The following is a 20474-nucleotide window of genomic DNA, read 5'->3' as shown; positions in this document are numbered from 1 at the left end:
TCAGAATCATAGAGCTTGAATTCGCTCAATTTCAGAGCTGAGTGGCGTGAATAGGGCCGAATTCGCTCGCGGTGGCGCCGGAAAATTTCGCTCCATGCCGCCTGCTGTCTGGGCGGCATTTGCCTTTTCTGTCTTCGAGCGCCCATGTCCAGCCCTGTTGTTCCTTCGGTTTCCCTTGCTTCGGCTCCTGCCGCCAGCGCCACACCCCAGCTGAAAAAGGCCTCGGCTTTCGGGCGGTATGAGCTGCTGGGTTGGGCGGCCTTGGCCTTGACGCTGTGCATCTGGGCGGCGTTCTTCATCTCCTTGCGTGCCGGTGCTCGCGCGGCCTTGCCGCCGGCCGAGCTGGCACTGCTGCGCTTTGGCCCGGCCGGGCTTTTGTTTGCGCCGCTCTTGTGGCGTCGGCGGGCGCGTTTTGCGGCGGTGCCGGCCAAGCTCTGGGTCTTGATCGTGGCGGGCGCGGGCCTGCCTTACTTCCTCGTGGCCGGCTGGGGCATGCGGCATGCGCCGGTGGCCGATGGCGCCACGCTGATTCCCGGTACCTTGCCGCTCTTCACCGCCTTGCTGGCGGCGGCCCTGCATGGCCGCGCGGCGCTGGCGCGTTGGCCGGCCCTGCTGTGCATTGCCGCCGGCATCGCGACCCTGTTGGCCATGAAGGCCGGCCATGCCGGTCTGGCTCAGGGTTACGCCATGTTTTTGCTGGGCAGCTTGATGTGGTCGGCTTACACGCTGGCGCTGCGTGAAGCCAAGCTGGCGCCGATCGAGGCGGCGGCCATGATCTCCAGCGTGTCTTTGCTTTTGCTGCTGCCCCTGCTGCTGTGGCAATTCGCTCAGGGCGGCGTGGCCAGTTTCGGCCTGCCGCAACTCTCAGGCCAGCAATGGCTTTTGCAGCTGGGCATTCAAAGCATTGGCGTGGGCCTGATCTCCACGCTGAGCTACAGCTTTGCCGTGGCTCGCCTGGGCGCACAGCGCAGCGCCACCGCGGGCGCCCTGACGCCGGTGCTGGCCACGCTGCTGGCCCTGCCGCTGTTTGGCGAACAGCCCGACGGCGCCACCATCATCGGCATGCTGTTGATTGCGGCTGGGGTTTTGTGGAGCCAGCGCGCCCGCTGAACCAAGCGGCCAGGGCAGCGGCCGTCAGCAGGCCCGGCCAGATGGCCGCCTGCACCGTGGCCCAGCCATAGCGCTCAAACACCCAGCCGGCCAGCAAAGCGCAACTGGCTGCCACGCTGGCGGTGATGAATTCATTGGCCGCTTGGGCGCGGGCGCGGTCGGCCGGACTGTCGGCCGCCAAGCCTTGCGTCAGCAGCGTGCTGGCGCCGACAAACATGCAATGCCAGGCCGCGCCATTGAGCATCAAAGCCAGGCCGAAATGCGGCAGGCTCAGCCCGCTCAAGGCCAAGAGGCTGCCGGCGCCGAACAAGGCTGCACCCAGCCACAGCACCCGCAGCACGCCCCAGCGCGCAATCAAGCGGCCGCTGAAAAAGCCCGGCGCAAACATGGCCAGCAAGTGCCACTGGATCACCGAGGCCGCCTGCTCCACGCCCAAGCCGCAGCCCAAGACGGCCAGCGGTGTGGAGGTCATCACAAACATCATCAAGCCCGCCGCCAAGGCGCTGTGGCCGGCGGCGGTGATGAAGACCGGTCGGCGCAAGAGTTGGCGCAGCGGTGTCTTGTCGCTCTCAGTTGCAGCCTGCGGGCCTGTTGGCGTGGCCGGCCGGGCTAGCGCTAAACCCAGCCGGCTGAGCACCAGCGCCGACAACAAGGCCAACCCCGCCAAGACCAGGTAAGAGCCGGCAAAGCTGTGGCGCGGCACAGCCTCGCGCGCCCAGGCCGCCAGCGTGGGACCGATCAGCGCGGCCAGCACGCCGCCGCTGATGACCCAGGCAATTGCACGCGCTTTGTGCTCGGCCGGCGCGGCCTCATTGGCGGCGAAGCGGTAGTACTGGGCGCTGGCGGCGAATAGGCCCAGGCCCATATTGGCCAGGCAAAAGAGCAGAAAGTCATTGCGCACAATCGCCCAGGCCGCCAGGGCCCCGCCCAGCGCACCGGCCACGCTGCCCATCATGAAAACGCGGCGCCGCCCCCAGCGCAGCATCAGCAGCGAGACCGGAATGGTGCTGAAGGCCGTGGCCAGCGTCACCAGCGCATAGGGCAGGGTGGCGAGTGCGCGACTGGGTGCCAGCATCGCGCCGACCAGGCCGGTCAGCGTGAGGCCGATGGCCGAGCCGCACACAAAGAGCGCTTGGCTGAAGACCAAGAGGCGGACAGTGGACAAGGGGTTTTGCGTGTTCATGGCTTAGAGCTTATGCTGGGGGGCTATGTCTGGTTTGACACAATGACCGCAAAAACTGCCAAAGCAAAAAAGGAACGGGCTGCCGAGTCCCAAGCGCCCAAGACCATCGTGCTGGTGGTCTACGAGGGTTGCCAGTCGCTGGACGTCACCGGCCCCTGGGAGGTCTTCAGCAAGGCCAACACCTATTGCCAAGAGGCCGGCCGTCCGAGGCCCTACCGCCTGCTGCTGGCCTCGCCGGAGGGTGGGCCTATCACCAGCAACTCAGGCCTGCAGCTCGGCCCGACGACGGCGCTGGCGGCGCTGCGCGGCGCCATCGATACCGTCTTGGTGGTGGGCGGCAATGACGAGGTGTTGGAGCAGCCGGGTTCGGTGCCCCAAGTGGTGCCTTGGCTGCAGCGGCGCGTGGGCCAGGTGCGGCGCATGGGCAGCGTCTGCACCGGAGCCTTTGCCTTGGCGGCGGCGGGGCTCTTGGATGGCCGCCGCGCCACCACGCATTGGCAGTATTGCGAGCGGCTGGCGGCGCTTTACCCCCAGGTGAATTTGGAGCCCGACGCCATCTTTGTGGCCGACCCGCCGCTCTACAGCTCGGCCGGCATCACGGCGGCGATTGATCTCTCGCTGGCGCTGGTGGAGGCCGATCTGGGTCAGGCCCTGGCTCTGCAGGTGGCGCGCAATTTGGTGCTGTTTTTGCGCCGCCCCGGCGGGCAGTCACAGTATTCGGCCGGCCTGCAGGCGCAGACCCAGGCCAGCCGCGCCGAGCAGGCCGGCAATGCCAGCAGTAGTGAGCGGCGCCTGGCCGCGCTGCTGCTGTGGATGGTGGAACACCCCGCCCAAGACCTGGGCGTGGCGGCCTTGGCCGAGCGCGCACATATGAGCGAGCGCCATTTCGCGCGGCTCTTTCTCAGCGAGACCGGCCAAACGCCGGCCCGCTTTGTCGAAGCTCTGCGCCTGGACCGCGCCAAGAGCTATTTGGAGCAAAGCGCCTGGCCCTTGGAGCGGGTGGCGCAGCGGGCCGGCTTTGGCTCGGTGGACAGCTTGCAGCGCAGTCTGAAGCGCCATGCCGGCATCACGCCGCAGCAGTACCGGCAGCGCTTTTCAAGCCCGGCGCCGAGGCTGAACTAAAGGCCTGCGGTGCTCGGCCGCATGCTTGCATTCACGCCAGCTCCGCCACTTCTCTATAGCTCTGCAGGGCTGCTTGCGTTTGAGTTGGCGCCTGAAGCTGATCCTGCTTCGGGTGCTTCAGCGCATAGGCCTGGCGTTCCGGTTCGCTGACTTTTCCGTCTTGGTTGGCATCGGCGGCCTCGTAGCTCTTGCCACTGTTGCTGCTGCCCGACGTGGCGGCACCGGCAGCTGGGGCGGGCGGTGCGCCCCGCGCTGCACCGCTAGGACGGCCGGCTGTGTGTGGGCCTCCATCACCGCCGCCATCACCGCCGCCATCGGGCTTGCCATGGGCAGGGCCGGCGCCGGCGGGTGGGGGCGGTCTTTGCGCCAGGCCCTGTTTGAACTCGCTCAGACTGAGCTGGCCGTCGCCGTTGCTATCTGCCTGGCTGAATTTCTGTTGCGCTTCTTGCTGCTGCTCTGAAGAGGCTTCGGCCAGGCGTGCTCCTTGAGCTGAGATCTTGACCATGAAGGCCTGGGCATCGGTCGCCGTCACATAGCCCTTGCCCCCGCTGTCCATCTGCTTGAACAGGTCTTCGGCCTGGGCGTCGCTGGGCCCGGCGCGGCTTCTGCTCGTACGCGCCTGTTCATTGGCCAGGGCATAAGGTGGATTGGAACTGCTGCTATTGCTGGTGCTTGCAATCATGGGGGACTCGCTTTCTTGGCCTGAACAAAGGCGGGGGCCGAGCAGCAAGCCCTGTGGGCTGGGCATGAATGAGTTCGGCTCCTGCATTTGTTGTCGGCACCCGGCGACTCAACTTGCCCCTCTTTACTTTGCTCTACCTAAAGGCACGAGCTTGGTGGAAACCCGCAAATCACGCTTTTTCCGTCGAAAGCTCACCCCTGTCTTTCGTCATACCCCGGCTTCCTTGCCAGAATGCGGCAGCTTTTGACGCAGCTCATGAGGACGGGCTTTGGGGACCGGACCAGGTCAAGACACAACAGGACGATTTTGATGACTCTTAGAAAAACGATGGCCCACAAGGCCGTGGCATTGGCCGCTTTGACTCTGTTCGCGTTGAACTCAGCGCAGGCCCAAAACGCGCCGACCTACCCGGTCACCGCCAAGGTCGAGCAGACCGACAACTACCACGGCACCGTCGTGGCCGACCCCTACCGCTGGCTGGAAGACGACAACAGCGAGCAGACCAAGGCCTGGGTCAAGTCGCAAAATCAGGTGACCGACTCCTTCCTGGACGCGATGCCGCAGCGCATGCCGGTGCGCAAGCTCTACACCGAGCTTTACAACTTTGAGAAGTTCGGCATCCCCTTCAAGGAAGGCGGCCGCTATTTCTGGACTCGCAACAACGGCCTGCAACAACAAGCCGTGCTCTACACCGCCAAGTCGCTGAAGGCCGAGCCGATGGTGGCCTTGGACCCGAACACGCTGAGCAAGGACGGCACCGCCGCTTTGGGAGGTTATGCCGCCTCGCGCGACGGCAAGCTGCTGGCCTATGGCGTGGCCGCCGCCGGCTCCGACTGGCAAACCTGGAAGGTGCGCGATCTGAGCACTGGCAAAGACCTGGCCGACCAACTGAACTGGGTGAAGTTCTCCGGCGCCGCCTGGACACCCGACGGCAAGGGCTTCTTCTACTCGCGCTACGACGAGCCGGCCGAAGGCGCGGCGCTGACCGGCGCCAACTACTTCCAAAAGCTGTTCTATCACCGCCTGGGCACGCCGCAGTCGGCCGACCAACTGGTGGCCGCCAACCCGAATGAAAAGGAATGGGGCTTTGGCGCCGAGGTCTCGGATGACGGCAAGGCCGTGTTCATCACCGTCTGGAAGGGCGGCGAGAAAAACGGCTTGATGGTGCTGCCGCTGGTCAAGGGTGCTTATGCCGGCGGCGAGCCCAAGGCCATCAGCCTGGCCTTTGATGCGCAATATGTGCCGGTCGCGTTGAACGGCAACAGCTTGATCATCAAGACCGACAAGGACGCACCGCGCGGCCGCTTGATCGCGGTTGATTTGAAGGCCTCGGGCAAGGAAGCCTGGAAGACGCTGGTGGCCGAAGGCGGCGACGCCATGACCGGCGCCTCGGTGGTGGGCGGCCGCTTGCTGTTGAGCTATCTGCGCGACGCTTCGACCGTGGTGCGTGTGCATGGCCTGGATGGCCGCGCACTCAGCGAGGTCAAGTTGCCCGGCGTCGGCACGGCCAGTGGCTTTGCCGGCCGCGCCTCCGACAAGGAAACCTTCTTCAACTACACCAGCTTGACCACGCCCAGCTCGATCTACCGCTTGGATGTGGCGAGCAACAAGGTCGAGCTGTTCAAGCGCCCGCAAACGGCGTTTGATGCCGATCAGTTCGAGACCCAACGCGCCTTCGTCACCAGCAAGGACGGCACCCGCTTCCCGGTCTTCATCGCCCACAAAAAGGGTCTGAAGCTGGACGGCAGCAACCCGACCCTGCTGTACGGCTATGGCGGCTTCAATGTGCCGATGACGCCGGGCTACGGCATCACGGCCGCCACCTGGATGAAGATGGGCGGCGTCTATGTCTTGGCCTCGATCCGCGGCGGCGGCGAGTACGGCTCCGCCTGGCATGAGGCCGGCACCAAGCTGAAGAAGCAAAACGTCTTCGACGACTTCATCGCCGCCGGCGAATGGCTGGTCGCCAACAAGTACACCCAGCCGGCCAAGTTGGCCATCAACGGCGGCTCCAACGGCGGCCTGCTGGTCGGCGCGGTGGTGAATCAGCGCCCCGAACTGTTTGGCGCTGCGGTGCCTCAGGTCGGCGTGATGGACATGCTGCGCTTCCAGAAGTTCACCATCGGCTGGGCCTGGGAGCCCGACTACGGCTCCAGCGACAAGGCCGATGAATTCAAGGCTTTGCTGGCTTACTCGCCGCTGCACACCATCAAGTCGGGCGTCAAGTACCCGGCCATCATGGTGACCACCGGCGACCACGATGACCGTGTGGTGCCGGCGCACAGCTTCAAGTACGCCGCCGCCTTGCAGGCCGCCGACACCGGCGCCGCACCGAAGTTGATCCGCATCGAGACGCAAGCCGGCCATGGCGCCGGCAAGCCCACCTCCAAGATCATCGAGGAGCGCGCGGATATGTTGGCCTTCATCGCCAACACCTTCAAGATGCCGGCGCCCTGAGTTTTCTGCTGCGCGGCCGGCATGCCTTCATGCCTGACGGCCGCTCGCGACGAAAACTTGCTGGTGCTGGATTCACTGCATTCGCTCTAACTCTCTTCTCAACGAGGTGCCCATGCGCAAACTCTCTTTGTTCACTCTGGCTGCGGGTCTGGCCCTGTCGCTGGCCGCGCAAGCTGCCGATCAGTGGCAATTGCCGGTGAGCAGCAAAAAGCTCGCCAATGGCTTGACCGTCTTGGTGTCCGAAGACCACAGCTCGCCCACCGTCGGCGTCAGCGTGGTCTACAAGGTGGGCATGCGCTTGGAGCCCAAGAACCGCACCGGCTTTGCGCATTTGTTTGAGCACCTGATGTTCCAGGGCACGCCCAAGGCGCCCAAGGGTGTGTTCGACAAGGTCATCACCGGCGGTGGCGGCAATAACAACGGCTCCACCCGCCCGGACTTCACCAACTACATCGAGACCGCGCCGGTCTCCTCCTTGGAGTCCATCCTTTGGCTGGAAGCCGACCGCATGAAGACCCTGGACTTCAACGCGGCCACGCTGAAGAACCAGCAAGACGTGGTGAAGGAAGAGATCCGCGTCAATGTGCAGAACCAGCCTTACGGCGGCTTTATGTGGATCGACATCGGCGGCCTGGCTTTTGAGAAGTGGGAGAACAACCACGACGGCTACGGCAGCTTCAAGGATCTGGAGAACGCCAGCCTCGACGATGTGCGCGCCTTCCACCGCGACTATTACGGCCCCAACAACGCGGTGCTGTCGATCTCCGGAGACATCACGCCGGCCAAGGCTTTTGCGCTGGCCGAGAAGTACTTTGCCGCCATCCCCAAGCGCGCCACGCCGGCGCCCAGTGACTTCCGTGAAGGCCTGAACAGCGCCGAGAAGCGCCTGCAGCAAAGCGACAAGCTGGCCCAGGTGCCGGCTATTGCCGCGGCCTGGAAGATGCCCGATCGCGGCAGCAAAGATCAGCCGGGCATGGCTGTGCTGGGCGAGTTGCTGGCCGGCGGCGACGCCTCGCGCTTTTATCAAGGCCTGATCAAGGGTCGCGAGCTGGCGCTGAATGTCGACTCGCTCTACGGCTTGACCAGCATCTGGGAATACGACGGCCCGACCATCTTCACGGTCTTTGCGCTCTACAAGCCGAGCACCACGGCCGACACGCTGCTGGCCGCCATGGACGAAGAAATCGCCAAGGTGGTGAAAGACGGCGTGGATGAAGCCACGCTCAAGCGCGTCAAGACCCGCTTGCTGGCCGATTGGTACAACGGCCTGGAAAGCTTCTTGAGCCGCGCCGACACCTTGGCCAAGTTGCAAGCGCTGTGGGGCGATGCCAAGGTGGTGAACCAGATCCCCGGCTGGATTGAAGCCGTCACCTCGGCCGATGTGCAGCGCGTGGCCAAGACCTATCTGACCCAGGCCAACCGCTCGGTGATTGATCGCAAGCCGGTGGCCATGTTGGCCGCTCCTGCCGCCGACGCTGCTGCCAGCACCGCCACCAAGCCTTGAACGCGAGGGAGACCTTCACCATGATGATTCATCACAAGCTGAACACAATTGCTCTTGCTGCGAGTGCGGCTGCCTTACTGGCTTTGCCGCTGGGCGCCATGGCTGCTGAAGCAGTCAAGATGCCCGCCGAGCTGCCCAAGTACGGCCAGGACAAAGCCATCCAAGTGCCACAGATCAGCAAGAAGACGCTGGCCAACGGCCTGGAAGTCTGGGTGCTGCCGCGCCAGGGCCTGCCGCGTGTGGACTATGTTTTGGCACTGCGTGGCGCCGGCTTTGGCGCCGACGCGGCCAAGGCCCCCGGCCAGGCCAAGCTGCTGGCCGGTCTCTTGAACGAAGGCACGACCCAGCGCGACTCGCGCGCCATCGCCGAGGCTTCCCAAGGCATGGGTGGTGGCGTGGCGGCGACCGCCGCTAACGACGGCATCACACTGACCGCCTATGCGCTCAAATCGCATGCCGAAGGCATGATGAAGCTGCTGGCCGAGGTGACGCGTCACGCGTCCTTCCCCGAGGGTGAGGTGGCTTTGGCCAAGGCGAATGCCTTGCAAGCCCTGAAGGTGGCCAGCGCTCAGCCGGGCTTTCGCGCCAGCAAGGCGCTGAACGCGGCCATCTACGGCGATCACCCCTATGGTCGCAGCCAAGAAACTGCCGAGGCCATCGAAGCCACAACCGCCGCCGCGCTGCGCGCCGAGCACGCCAAGCGCTTCCGCCCCGACCGTGCGCTGCTGGTCATCACCGGCCGCGTCTCGGCCGAAGAAGGCCTGAAGATGGCGCAAGCTGCTTTTGGTGACTGGGCGGCCAGCGGCCCGGCGCCGGCCGAGATTGCCGCCTCGCCGGTGACGGCCAAGCCCCAGCATGTGCTGCTGGAGCGCGAGGGCAGCGTGCAATCCACCGTGCGCCTGGGCCGACCGGGCGCGCCGGCCAACGGCGCCGACCAAGTGCCGCTGCGCCTGACCAGCACCATTCTGGGCAGTGGTTTCTCTAGCCGGGTGAACCAAAACCTGCGCGAGGAAAAGGGCTACACCTATGGCGCCAGCGCCGGTGCGCGCTCTTACCGCGTCGGCGGCGCCATCACTGGCGGCGCCGATGTGCGCAATGAAGTCACTGGCGCAGCCCTGCAGGAGTTCATCAAGGAATACCGCCGCATCGGCACCGAGTTGGTGCCGGTGGAGGAACTGCAAATGACCAAGCGCTATGTGGCCGGTAGCTATCTGCTGACCACCCAGCTGCAAGGCGCGGTGGCGCAAACCCTGGCCAGCAACTGGCTGGTGGGCCTGCCCGCCGAGTACCTGGGTCAATATGTGCCGCTGATCCAAAAGGTCACGGCCGAGCAGGTGCGTGAGATCGGCAAGACCTACTTCTCGCCCGAGAGCCAGTCGCTCATCGTGGTGGGCGACAAAGGCGTGGCTGAGCAGTTGAAGGAATTTGGCGAGTTCAAGGTGAGCCGCTGATTCTTCCGCCGCCGGCCTTTGCGCCGGTACTGCGCAAAGGCTTTGGCCGCGAGTATGGACGTGCTGCCAGCACAAAGATGAGTTTGCTGGCGGCATTTTCCTTCTCAGCGAGGGCTGCCTCCGCAGAAGCAATTGAGCAATATGGAATTCACTCAAGTTTTCGCGACTGTTGGGATCTCTGCCCTCATCACTTCGGCTGCATTTGCTCAAGAGCGTCAGGTGCATCGTCAGTATCTCGGGGCGTTTTCAAATGTCCAGATCTCTGCCATGTCTGGTGACTGCGGCGGAGTTTCAGTGAAACTCTGGCTGGATACAAAAGACAGGGCAAGGCCCTCTGTTTCTGGCGTCCTTTATGACGCAAGTGGCACTTGTCCTGGAAAAAAATACGCTCTTGAAGAAACCCAGTTTGATCCGCAATCTGGATCACTAAGCCTCATTGCAAAAGACGGCCAATCCGGTGTCCTGGCCGCCAAGTTCATCGGTGTCATGAATACAAAGGGATTGCACGGCAACTTCGGCTTTGGGAATCAATCAACGGGCGAGATTGATTCGTGGTCTGAAATTGATTTGCGCCGCTTGAGTGCGAAAGAGTGGGCGCTGGTCGGCGAGTAAATCCTAACGACTCGGTCAACCGGCCTTGCTGTAACTCCTTGTTTTTGTGCCTTCATTCGCACTTAAGCCTAAGCGCAGAATCAGGCCTTAGAGTTGTGGGCCTTGACCTTCGTCTGCACATCTTCCCCGAGCGGCCCTGGCCGGTGGCGCGGATCAGAATGTGTGCTTCGGTTTGGCTGTCGTGGAAACGTTTACTCGGCGACCCGCTCAGCACGAGCATTGAAATCCCTTATGAGAATGAGTAGTTGTGCGCAGAACTTGGCCCAGAGCAGTCCGGATGGCGTGAGTCTTCGTCGTCGAAATTGCTTGACCATGCTGGGTATCGTCGGCACCTCACTTTTGACAGGCGAGCCCGCGCGAGCTGCGTTGTCAGAGCAAGAAGCGCGATCGGATCGACGACCAATGAAAGTGCCATTGGCCGTGATGGAGGGCGCGTCAAAGCCCTTGATAGAGCCGCTGATGGCTCTGCTCGCGCGAGCTGCTGCGATCGAGTGGGAGATTCAAGCCGTGCCGCTGGCGCGTATGCTGAGCATGGCTGAGCGCGGTGAAGTCCTGGCATTTGGCATCGCAAGAACGCCCGAGCGCGAACGCAATTTCGTCTTCAGCGACGCTGTGCTCACGAGTTACGGTTGGCTGGCTTCTCGCCAGTCCGAAGACGCGGAAATCAAATCACTTGATGAACTGCGCGGAACTTCCGTCTGTGTGATGCGCGGTGCCACATTTGGCAGTGAATTTGACCAGGCGAGCACCGGGGCTTTCCGCAAGGAGGTTTACGGCTCCAGCCTGGATCAGGGCATGGCTATGTTGAGAGCGGGACGTTGTCGCTACCTGGCTTTGTCATCTCACCGTGGTCCCGATCCAGCACGCCTAAGGGCAGAGTTGCGCGCGTCCAGTGGTGAGAATCTCAGCTTGTCGGCGCTGCCTCCTCCCCTCTCTGCCAGAACCGTGCAATTTGCGGCGCAGCGTGAGCAAGCGATAGCTGCCGTCTTGCCTCGCCTGAATGCGGCGATACGACAAGAATCTGCAGCGATACACCAGTTGGTGAATCGATAGAGGGGTCATTCAGCCTGCGCGGTGGCACCGTCACCTGAACTCCAGCGTTAGGCAACGTATGCTTAGCGGCTTGCTTGACCTCATACATCAGCGGAGAATTTAGTGTTCAAGTCATCGACTCTCGTTCTTGTTTGCGCCGCCTTCACCTGCTTGCAGGCAGGCGCCTCTCAGCAATGCGAAGGTCCGCCCAAGCGAAATGCCGCTGACTTCGTGGCCATCGGAGACGGCTCACAGGTCTACGACAAAACGACCCATCTGATCTGGATGCGCTGCGTCGAGGATCAGAGTTGGAATGGTTCGACCTGCATCGCCAATGATCCAGATGCAGTCAATCCGGGGCCCAGGCTCAGCTATCAGCAAGCGAAGGCACTCGCTGCGACCTTGTCCACAAGCGAGGAGCGTTGGCGACTTCCTACCCGCAAAGAGTTGCTGACGCTGCGCGAGCCGAACTGCTACAACCCATCGCAAAACCTGACGGTGTTTCCCACCAAGCCGGCCTGGAGTTCTGATGGTGCGTTCTGGACTTCCAGCCCGGAAGCCAAGGGCGTATCGCTCGTGTCGGCTATAGGGACGAGCGACGCCTGGGCCGCCACGGACGAAGGGAATACGAATCATGTTCGTCTCGTTCGCACGCCTTCAAATTCGAGCAAGAAATAGTGTCGAGCAACGCTGATGAGGACGCCGACGAAAGCTGCGATGCGGCAGGCGCCTGCGCGGGAGAGCAGGCTGGCAGCGAAAGCGCTCGGCCTGATTCCTTGACCGTGGCGACGCGGATACTCGAGAGCAGGACATCACTGAACAGCCGGTCGAGTTGAGTTCGCCGCCGCTGACGCTTTCGCGCCCATCAACTCACCTTGCCAAGCCACAACTGCGCGACTGAAAACCCAGAATGCGACCGCCCATGAAGTTCCATCAAATCGTCTTCGCACTGTCTGTTCTTGGCCTGGTTTCTGCATGCAGCAATATCCGCCTTCAAACCCCCAGCGAAGCGCTGAACGAGATGAGCAAAACGAACCAGCGCCAAGCCGAACTTCAATGCGATCAAGACGGCGGGCAGGACCGGGTGAACTGCCAAAGAAAAATACGGGAAGCGTACGAAGCGCAAAGAAAGAAGAACTCTGAGCTCATTCGATGATTGGGGTGCGGAAATGTTGCGAAACCTGAGTCGACGAATTTCGCTATCGGCCGCTTGCCTGTTGCTGAGCTCTTGCGCCTCGATGACCATCTTTCCTTTGCCTCGACTTGAGGACGGACAGCATGCTCAGCTCTTGGTGTATCGATCTCCAGCGATGGCTGCTGGTGGCGTCAGCCTCACGGTTGGTGTGGATGGGAAGGCCTTTGCTCGCCTATCGCAATCTGAGTATGTGCTTGCAGATCTCGCGCCAGGCGAACGTAGACTCTTCGTCAGAGCACGAACCGGAGTTCCCACCACCTACCCGCTTCGTCTTGTGCGGGGTCAGCGTGCATGTTTCAAGGCCACGCCAGAGAGTGAGGAGATCTTTGCGAAAGCAATCGCCGGTGGCGCGGAACTGCGCAGTGAAGGCTACGCTTTCTACATCGTTCCCATCACATGCCCCACGGCAGAACGGCTTGGCCAGCTGACCCAGGTCTCTGTGGCTTACGCATCAAACTAGGCTTGGGCGGTGAGTCCTGAGCCGTTGTCCTGAGGTTGAGGCAGCGTCGCCGCCGTCTTGCTTGGTCGTGCCCTAGGTATATTTGACTTCGAAAACTCGGCCGCAGGCCTCAACCATGACCCCACCTCTTTACTCTGTACTTCGCAAGATCCCCAGTGTCCAAAGCTATCAGGCGCTTCGCGTGGGGGCGGGCCTCAGCGCCAAGTCAACAGAGGCCGCGGAAAAGGGCTTGCCGAATTCACTCTTCGCGGTTCAGGTGCTTTATCAGGGTGAACCTATCGGCATGGGCCGGGTGATCGGCGATGGAGGCACGGCCTTCCAGGTGGTGGACATTGCCGTGCTGCCTGAGCATCAGGGCAAAGGTCTGGGCAAGCTCATCATGCAAGAGATCTCCACCTACCTTGAAGAAAACGCGCCCGCGACCGGCTACGTCAGCCTGATTGCCGATGGGCCGGCCAAAGATCTTTATGCGAAGTTTGGATTTGTGGCGACGGCTCCGGCGTCCATAGGCATGGCGCTCAAGCGTGCAAAGGCCGGTGCAAGCGGGACTCGGGCGTCATGAGTCGATGGGGCTCTCGGTCTAAGCCGGCCTGCGCGCAGCGGTGCTTTGCCTTTGCGCTTCTTGCCCTGTCTGCTCTTGCCCTGAATGCTGCGCCGGTCAATAAATGCCTGATCAATGGCAGTGTCAGCTATCAACAGGATCCCTGTCCTTCGAGCCAGGCTCGAAAAGACCCGTCGATCGAAGCGCTGAACGCCGAAGAGCAGAAGAAGCGCCGTACGCCCGCCACGTCTTTGGCGCCAGCCAGCAGCAAGGCTGCGCCTCAGGCGGCAGCAACGGCCCCTGGTTTCGCCTGCGACAAGCGCAAGTATTGCTCGCAAATGCGTTCGTGTGAGGAGGCCAAGTACTTCCTGGCCCATTGCCCCGGTGTCTCGATGGATGGCGATCGGGATGGCATCCCCTGCGAAGAGCAATGGTGCGGTCATCAGTGAGCGCCGACCCTCGCCTTTGCATGTCGATGGGATGGCTATTCAACAGTCAGCACAACCATGTCTGAAGAACCCTATTGGAACGCCCTGGTGCCGGAGCTCACGGTGACGCAGCTCGAAGCGTCTTTGCGCTTTTATCGTGCCGCTGGCTTTTCGATTCGATTTCGTCGCGAGGACCCGCCCTTCGCCTATCTGGAGTTGGGGCCTGCGCAGATCATGCTGGAGCAAGAGCATGCGGATGGATGGCGTGTGGCCTCATTGGAGCGCCCGCTGGGGCGCGGCATTAATTTTCAGATTGAGATCGAGGATGTTGAAGCCATCGCTGCCGCTTTGGCCGCAGCGGGTTTTGTGCCGTTTAAGGCCATGAAGGAAAGCTGGTACGCGGTCGACGCGCAGACGGAAGAGGGACAACGCGAGTTCCTGATTCAGGACCCGGACGGTTATCTGTTTCGGTTTGCTCAGCCGCTGGGTTCGCGCCCGCTGGCCTCGGACCTTCGCTTGGCGGGTTGAGCTGCTCCGTGGTCGCTCGCAAGGTGCTGTCTTTCCATGGAGTCCATGGACGCCTGATCAGCGCAAACTTCATCGCAAGCCCGCGCTGCAAAGCGAGTACATTCATAACGCGATACGCCCAGGCTTTTTGCGGCGGCGCGTGGATTCAAAAAAAGGGAGTGTTGCTCATGCTGAAGTGCCCCGCTTGTGCGAGTGAGTCCATTTCCTTGTTGGGTGCTTGGCGTTCCAGCCTTGCGCTGCCTGCGGCGTGTGGCTCTTGCGGGGCAAGCTGTTATGTCCCAAGGGCAGCCTCGGGCGTGCCCTTGCTGGCTTCGGTGCTGGTGGCCCTGCTGGCTTTTGCCTTGGCCTCTGCGCTGGAATCTTGGGCCGTGGCGGCGGGAGGGTTCGCACTGGCAGTGCTGGGCTATGGCCTCATGTGGCGGCGTTTGCAGCCTGTTGCCGTGGTGGCGCTTGCCACGTCTTCGCGGCTCAAGCCCAGCGCGGTCTTGGGCTTGGTCGATGTGTTGACCTTCTTCTCGCTTTGGAAGTGAAGCCGCCGCGTTGGCACTCCTATCTTGCTTGAACCAATCAAAGAGAGTCAGTTGCCATGTCTAGAGTTCGCGTCGAGAGCTTCACCCTCTCCCTGGACGGTTTTGGCGCCGGCCCTGATCAGGACCTGCAGAACCCCTTGGGTGTGGGGGGCGGCGCTTTGCATGGCTGGCTGATGCCAACGCAGACCGTGCAGCAAAAGCTGTTTGGCCAGCCGAGTGGTGAGACCGGTATTGATGATGACTTCGCGGCGCGCGGCTTTCGCAATGTAGGCGCCTGGATTCTGGGCCGAAACATGTTCGGCCCGGTGCGCGGGCCCTGGCCGGATGAGAGCTGGCGCGGCTGGTGGGGTGAGAAGCCGGTTTACCAGGTGCCTGTTTTTGTGCTCACACACCATGCGCGCGCGCCTTTGGTGATGGAAGGCGGCACGACGTTTTACTTCGTCACCGAAGGCCCGGAGGTCGCGCTCGCGCGGGCCCGTGAAGCCGCCCAAGGCCAAGATGTGCGTGTGGGCGGTGGCGTTCAGGTGATCCAGCAATACCTTCGACTGCGGCTGATCGACGAAATGCACATCGCCATCTCACCGGTGCTCTTGGGCCGCGGTGAGCGCTTGTTCGAAGGCCTGGATCTGCCGGCCTTGGGCTATGCCTGCACCCAGCATCAGACCTCGGCAAGAGCGACACATATCGTCTTGAGCAAGCAGTGAGCCGAGCTCCAAGGCCCGGCCAAATCGCCGGGCGCGTGGCTTATCGCGCCTGACCGCGCCGCATCAGCGGCCACAGCAGCAAGGCGCCTACCGCCAGCACCGCCACGCCAACCAAGGCGCCGGTTTTCACATAGACCAGGCTGGACCACAGCACATACAGGCTGCAGGCGGTGAACAGCAGCGGTAGCAGCGGATAGAAGGGCACGCGATAGGGGCGCGGCACCTCGGGCTCGCGCTGGCGCAACACGATCAGGGCGAGGCCACTGAGCGTCAGGAAGAACCAATACACCGGCGAGAGATAGTCCACCATGGTGGCAAAGCCGCCGCGCGTGTAGGCACCAAAGGCGACCAGGGCCAGGGCCATGCCGCTGGTGGCCAGCACGGCAGCCGTGGGTGTGCCCCGGCGAGCGTCCCAGCGTCCCAGGTGCAGCTCGCTGGCGAGGTCTCGCGCCGCTGCATAAGTGGTGCGCGGGCCGGCAATCAAGATCGCATTCATCACGGACAGGGCCGCCAGCGACACCAGGCCCACCATCAGCACCTCGCCGGGGCGGCCGAAGCAGGCGCGCATCAAGTCGGCCGCCGGCGCGCTGCTGTGGGCCAGACCGTCCAGGCCCAAGACGCGCAGATAGGCCCAATTCGCCAGCAGATAGACCACGCCGACCAGGCTCAGGCCCCACCACAGCGCCCGCACAATGCCGCGCTTGGCATCGCGCATTTCGGCCGAGAGCGTGGCTGCATCGCTCCAACCGCCATAGGCCAAGAACACAAACACCATGGCCGTGCCCCAGTCTTGGCGGCTCGGGTCTTTGACGGCCAGCGGTGTCAGCGCGGCCTGGCCCGACAGCGCCACGCTCGCCCCGCCCAAGCCCAGCAGCAACAAGCTGCCCAAGACCACCGTCATCAGGCCCAGCTGCGTGCCCAGGCCGATGTGCACGCCCATCAGGTTCAGCGCGGTCAGCAGCACGATCAGCGCCGCCGCCAGCACCGCATGGGCATAGGCGCCCAGCCAGGGGCTCAGGTCCACCACCTGGCTCAGATAGTCGCCAAACACAAAAGCCAGCAGGGCCATGGAGCCGGTGTGGATGACCGCAAAGCGCGACCAAGCGAACAGAAAGCCCAGCCGGTGCCCATAGGCGCGGCGCAGAAAGTGATAGTCGCCACCGGCGTCCGGGAAGGCCGCCGCCATCTCCGCAAAACACAGCGCGCCAAGAAATGACAGCAGGCCGCCAAAGGCCCAGGCCAGGTACAGCTCGGTGGCGCTGCTCAAGGCGCCGGCCACCATCGGCGAGGTCTTGAAGATGCCGGCGCCGACCACCATGCCAACACAGAGGGCCACGGCATGTTTCACATCGAGCCTACGCTCGGGCAGCGCCACAGGGGCGGGGGTCAGATCTTGCGTTGAGGCTTGAGACATGGAGGCGAGCGAGGGTCGAACACAGGGCCTGGCCACTTCAGGCTTGCGAGGGCAGCCTGATCAAGAAGAAAGAAGAAGACGGCGAAGTGGCCAGCGGGGCAGCGCCATGCTAATCGCTGATTGCAGCGCAAGCGGGCGCGTACGCCTCGGCTTTGAAACGATTTGGGCATGAGCTTATTGCCGGAAAGTCTTGGCCCTGGCGGCGCCAATGCAATAGCCTGTGCGGCTTTCCCAACGTTGAAGAGTTGCTGCCTCATGTTCAAGTCCAGTCCCCTCGCCCATGCCGCCTTGATTTTTCTGGCCTTGAGCCAAGCTGCTTGGCAAGCGCAGGCCCAAGCCTCGGCCGAACAGCTGGATGCGGTGCTGGTGACCGGCACTCGCGCCAAAGACCGCAGCTTGCTGAACACCCCGGTGCCGGTGGACGTCTTGAGCCAAGAGGATCTGCAGCGCGCGGTGGCCGGCGACGGCAATCTGGCCGCGGCCTTGCAGACGCTCTTGCCCTCCTTCAACTTTCCGCGCCAAAGCAACTCGGGCGGCGGTGACCATGTGCGCGCCGCCCAGTTGCGCGGGCTTTCGCCCGATCAGGTCTTGGTCTTGGTGAACGGCAAGCGCCGCCACAACTCGGCCATCGTCAATCTGGAGTCCAAGGTCGGCAAGGGCACCAATCCGGTGGACTTCAATGCCATCCCGCTGTCCAGCATCAAGCGCATCGAGGTGCTGCGTGACGGCGCCGGCGCGCAGTACGGCAGCGATGCCATCGCCGGTGTGATCAACATCATCTTGGATGACGCCAACAGCGGCGGCGAGCTGGAGGGAACGCTGGGCGGCTTCCACACCAAGTTTGAGCCCACCCGCGAAACGCTGAATGACGGTGCTGCCCGTGAGCTGCGCGGCAAGCTCGGCTTCAAGATCGGCGACAGCGGCTTTGTGCGCTTCGGCCTGGAGGCCGCGCACCGCGAGCACACCCAGCGTTCCGGCGCCGACCAGATCCCGCCCTGGGAGGAGCAAAGCCCGGCCAATCTGGCCTTCCAAGGCAAGCGCAATTACGCGCCCGGCGAGCCCGAGACCGATCAGCTGGGCCTGTGGCTCAACAGCGCTTTGGCGCTGAATGCCGACACCCAGGCCTATGCCTTTGGTACCTGGACGCAGCGCGACAGCAAGGGCGCGGCCTACTTCCGCTACCCCGACAGCTTTGCGAATGTGCCTGCCGTTTATCCCAAGGGTTATCGACCCGAGACCACCGGCAAGAGCCAGGACTTGCAGCTGGCGGCCGGCCTGCGCGGAGCCCTGGGTGACAGTTTGGGCGAGGGCAAGGTTTGGGACTACGACCTGTCTGTGAATCTGGGCCGCAATGACTTCAAGTACGGCCTGCGCAATTCGCTCAATGTCTCTTTGGGCGCGGCCAGCCCCACGCAATTCCACCTGGGCGACTTTGCCAGCCAGCAGCTGGGCCTGAGTGCCGACTTCAGCCGCGCGCTGGACCTGGGCCTGAGTAAGCCTGCCACCTTGGCGCTGGGGGCGGAGGCGCGGCGGGAGTCCTTCCGCACGCGTGCGGGTGACCCGGCCTCCTACAGCGTGGGCAGCTTTGCGGGCACACCGGGCGCCCAGGCGGGGCCGGGCCTGCAAGCCGGCGATGCCGTGGACCTGTCGCGTCAGCTGGTCGGCGCCTATGCCGACCTGAGCGCGGACCTCAATGCAAATTGGTTCGCCGACCTGGCCCTGCGTGCCGATCATTACTCCGACTTTGGCAATGCCTTCACCGCCAAGCTCTCGAGCCGTTATGCAGTGAGCCCAAGCTTGGCCTTGCGCGGCGCGGTGTCGAGCAACTTCCGGGCGCCTTCGCTGGCGCAAACAGGCTTCTCTTTCACCGTGACCGATCGCGGCGAGGGCGGCGGCCTGAGCCAGGTGCGCACCCTGCCGGTGCAGAGCGCGGTGGCGCAGGCGCTGGGCGCCGACAAGCTCAAGGCCGAAACCGCCAACAACGCCAGCCTGGGTTTGAGCTGGCAGCCGAGCAAGTCGGCTTCGCTGTCGGTCGATGCCTACGATGTGCGGGTGAAGGACCGCATCACCTTGTCGGAGCGCTTGTCCAGCGATGCGCTGACGGCGCTGGTCCAGAACCAGTTTGGCGTGGCCGGCGTCACCGGCGTCAACTTCTTCACCAATGCGGTGGACACCCATACCCGAGGCCTCGATCTGGTGGGCCAGCTGCGGCATGACTTGGCCGGCGGCGAGCTGCGTTGGACGCTGGCGTCCAGCTTCAACAAGACCACGCTCAGCCATGTGCGCAACACCGGTCCGGCGCTGAAGGCCCTTGGCATCGACAAGCCCTTGGTCGGCCTGGAAGAGAGCAACACCTTGACCGAGGCTGCGCCGCGCGACCGCCATGTCATCAGCGCCAACTGGAGCAGCGCCGCCTGGAACCTGCTGGCGCGCGCCACCCGCCATGGCGAGACCACCCGGGTGTTTGACTTCGGCGGCGGCTTCACGCCGCGGCAGACCTATGCCGCCGTCTGGCAGCTGGATCTGGAGGCTGAAGTAAAGGTAACGCGTAATTTCAGCGTCACCGTGGGCGGCGTCAATGTGACCGACCGCTACCCGACGCGCTCCATCGACGACATCAGCTACTTCGGCAACTTCCCCTACGACGTGCTCTCGCCGGTGGGCTTCAACGGCGCTTTCTATTACGCCAAGGCGCGCTACAGCTTCTGAGGTCGACGGCTCTCAGCCGGTCGCAGTGTCGCGGCCCCGCATGGCGCGCTCCACCGCTGCCCAGGCCGGCATCAAGTCGGCGCGGGTCTGGGCGTCGAACTGGCGCAGCTGGCGCGGACCTTGGGGCTTGAAACGCTGCGCCAGCGGCGCTTTGCTGGCGAACACAATGGTGTTGCTGCCGTCGCGGTCCGGTACGCGCAGCACCTCGCCGGCAAAGCTGCGCTCGATGCGCGCGGCCAGCAATTCAAAGTCAGGATGCGCGGCGTGTAGATTGACCACCAGCAGGCCGTCGGGCTGCAGCGCGGCCTGGCAGTCATCATAAAAGCGCTGTGAGCACAGGGCTTCGGGCTGGCCGCTGCCGTCAAAGCCATCGACCACCAAGACATCGATGGGCTCGGGCGCGGCGCTGAGGTAGGCAGCGCCATCGGCCAGTTGCACCTGGAAGCGCGCGTCATCGGATGGAATGCAAAAGGCCTCACGCAGCGCGATCACATGCGGATTGATCTCGACCACCTCGATGCGGGTGCTGGGCATGAAGTGGTGGCAGAACTTGGCCATGGAGCCGCCGCCCAGGCCGATCATGGCCAGCCGCGCCGGCGCGGGGTGGAAGAGCAAGAAGCCCATCATTAAGCGGGTGTAGTCCAGGTCCAGCGCTTGTGGGCGCTGGGTCTGCATGCGGCTCTGGATCTCGCTGAGCGAGAAGTGCATGGCCTTGCTATTCGCCGTCTCGTAGACGAAGGGCTTGGCGTGGGTGGTGGGGTCTGTCATGGCTCAGGCAGTGCGAGGAAGAGGAAGGATCAGCTGCAGCTGAG

19 protein-coding genes are annotated in these 20474 nt (G+C 63.4%); 15 read left to right on the top strand and 4 right to left on the bottom strand.

The window, feature by feature from the left end; all coding sequences use genetic code 11:
• Positions 1-144: 144 nt before the first annotated feature.
• Entirely contained in the window at positions 145-1110 is a 966-nt protein-coding gene (locus LNV06_RS17510; RefSeq protein ID WP_263539586.1) for a DMT family transporter, read from the top strand.
• Here the strand turns inward: LNV06_RS17510 and LNV06_RS17505 are convergent.
• Entirely contained in the window at positions 1055-2293 is a 1239-nt protein-coding gene (locus tag LNV06_RS17505) for an MFS transporter (RefSeq protein WP_263539585.1), read from the bottom strand. The genes LNV06_RS17510 and LNV06_RS17505 overlap by 56 nt on opposite strands.
• 42 nt (positions 2294-2335) lie before the next feature.
• Between LNV06_RS17505 and LNV06_RS17500 the strand changes: the two genes are divergently transcribed.
• On the top strand, positions 2336-3415 hold the full coding sequence (locus LNV06_RS17500) for a GlxA family transcriptional regulator (RefSeq protein ID WP_263539584.1): 1080 nt from the start codon (positions 2336-2338) through the stop codon (positions 3413-3415).
• Positions 3416-3446: 31 nt separating this feature from the next.
• Here the strand turns inward: LNV06_RS17500 and LNV06_RS17495 are convergent, their stop codons facing one another.
• Positions 3447-4097: an EF-hand domain-containing protein gene (locus LNV06_RS17495; protein ID WP_263539583.1), complete on the bottom strand. Its 651-nt coding sequence runs from the start codon at positions 4095-4097 to the stop codon at positions 3447-3449.
• Between the two features lie 309 nt (positions 4098-4406).
• On the opposite strand from LNV06_RS17495, the gene LNV06_RS17490 reads away from it, so the two are divergent.
• From LNV06_RS17490 to LNV06_RS17435, 12 genes are all read left to right on the top strand, one after another.
• Positions 4407-6554 carry a prolyl oligopeptidase family serine peptidase gene (locus LNV06_RS17490; protein ID WP_263539582.1) on the top strand — a complete coding sequence of 716 codons (2148 nt, stop codon included), beginning with the start codon at positions 4407-4409 and terminating at the stop codon, positions 6552-6554.
• A gap of 112 nt (positions 6555-6666) precedes the next feature.
• Entirely contained in the window at positions 6667-8058 is a 1392-nt protein-coding gene (locus tag LNV06_RS17485; RefSeq protein ID WP_263539581.1) for a M16 family metallopeptidase, read from the top strand.
• Positions 8059-8078: 20 nt separating this feature from the next.
• Positions 8079-9509: a M16 family metallopeptidase gene (locus LNV06_RS17480; protein WP_263539580.1), complete on the top strand. Its 1431-nt coding sequence runs from the start codon at positions 8079-8081 to the stop codon at positions 9507-9509.
• Between the two features lie 141 nt (positions 9510-9650).
• Complete coding sequence (locus LNV06_RS17475) at positions 9651-10121, top strand: hypothetical protein (RefSeq protein WP_263539579.1); 471 nt, start codon at positions 9651-9653, stop codon at positions 10119-10121.
• Positions 10122-10433: 312 nt separating this feature from the next.
• Positions 10434-11174 (top strand): substrate-binding periplasmic protein, encoded by a 741-nt coding sequence (locus LNV06_RS17470; protein ID WP_263539578.1) that lies wholly within the window; start codon positions 10434-10436, stop codon positions 11172-11174.
• A gap of 102 nt (positions 11175-11276) precedes the next feature.
• Positions 11277-11831, top strand: coding sequence for an Lcl C-terminal domain-containing protein (locus LNV06_RS17465; protein ID WP_263539577.1), 555 nt, complete (start codon positions 11277-11279; stop codon positions 11829-11831).
• A gap of 244 nt (positions 11832-12075) precedes the next feature.
• A complete protein-coding gene (locus LNV06_RS17460; protein ID WP_263539576.1) occupies positions 12076-12309 on the top strand; it encodes a hypothetical protein in 234 nt (77 codons plus the stop codon).
• 614 nt (positions 12310-12923) lie between these two features.
• Positions 12924-13370, top strand: a complete 447-nt coding sequence (locus tag LNV06_RS17455; RefSeq protein WP_263539575.1) for a GNAT family N-acetyltransferase — start codon at positions 12924-12926, stop codon at positions 13368-13370.
• Positions 13367-13798 (top strand): excalibur calcium-binding domain-containing protein, encoded by a 432-nt coding sequence (locus LNV06_RS17450; RefSeq protein WP_263539574.1) that lies wholly within the window; start codon positions 13367-13369, stop codon positions 13796-13798. The genes LNV06_RS17455 and LNV06_RS17450 overlap by 4 nt, the downstream gene beginning before the upstream one ends.
• 57 nt (positions 13799-13855) lie before the next feature.
• Entirely contained in the window at positions 13856-14305 is a 450-nt protein-coding gene (locus LNV06_RS17445) for a bleomycin resistance protein (RefSeq protein ID WP_263539573.1), read from the top strand.
• Positions 14306-14472: 167 nt separating this feature from the next.
• The gene (locus LNV06_RS17440; protein WP_263539572.1) at positions 14473-14835 is read left to right on the top strand and encodes a hypothetical protein; all 363 of its coding nucleotides are present in this window, start codon (positions 14473-14475) and stop codon (positions 14833-14835) included.
• Between the two features lie 56 nt (positions 14836-14891).
• Positions 14892-15539, top strand: coding sequence for a dihydrofolate reductase family protein (locus LNV06_RS17435; RefSeq protein ID WP_263539571.1), 648 nt, complete (start codon positions 14892-14894; stop codon positions 15537-15539).
• 40 nt (positions 15540-15579) lie between these two features.
• Here the strand turns inward: LNV06_RS17435 and LNV06_RS17430 are convergent, their stop codons facing one another.
• Complete coding sequence (locus LNV06_RS17430; RefSeq protein ID WP_263539570.1) at positions 15580-16953, bottom strand: APC family permease; 1374 nt, start codon at positions 16951-16953, stop codon at positions 15580-15582.
• Between the two features lie 255 nt (positions 16954-17208).
• Between LNV06_RS17430 and LNV06_RS17425 the strand changes: the two genes are divergently transcribed.
• The gene (locus tag LNV06_RS17425; protein ID WP_263539569.1) at positions 17209-19662 is read left to right on the top strand and encodes a TonB-dependent receptor plug domain-containing protein; all 2454 of its coding nucleotides are present in this window, start codon (positions 17209-17211) and stop codon (positions 19660-19662) included.
• Between the two features lie 12 nt (positions 19663-19674).
• Here LNV06_RS17425 and LNV06_RS17420 read toward each other — a convergent pair whose 3' ends face one another.
• Positions 19675-20430 (bottom strand): fused MFS/spermidine synthase, encoded by a 756-nt coding sequence (locus tag LNV06_RS17420; RefSeq protein ID WP_263539568.1) that lies wholly within the window; start codon positions 20428-20430, stop codon positions 19675-19677.
• Positions 20431-20474: the final 44 nt, after the last annotated feature.

The organism is Paucibacter sp. Y2R2-4 (assembly GCF_025717535.1).
Classification (GTDB): Bacteria; Pseudomonadota; Gammaproteobacteria; order Burkholderiales; family Burkholderiaceae_C; genus Paucibacter_A.
The sequence above is the reverse complement of the archived record's forward strand: the minus strand, read 5'-3'. Positions and strand labels throughout refer to the sequence as shown.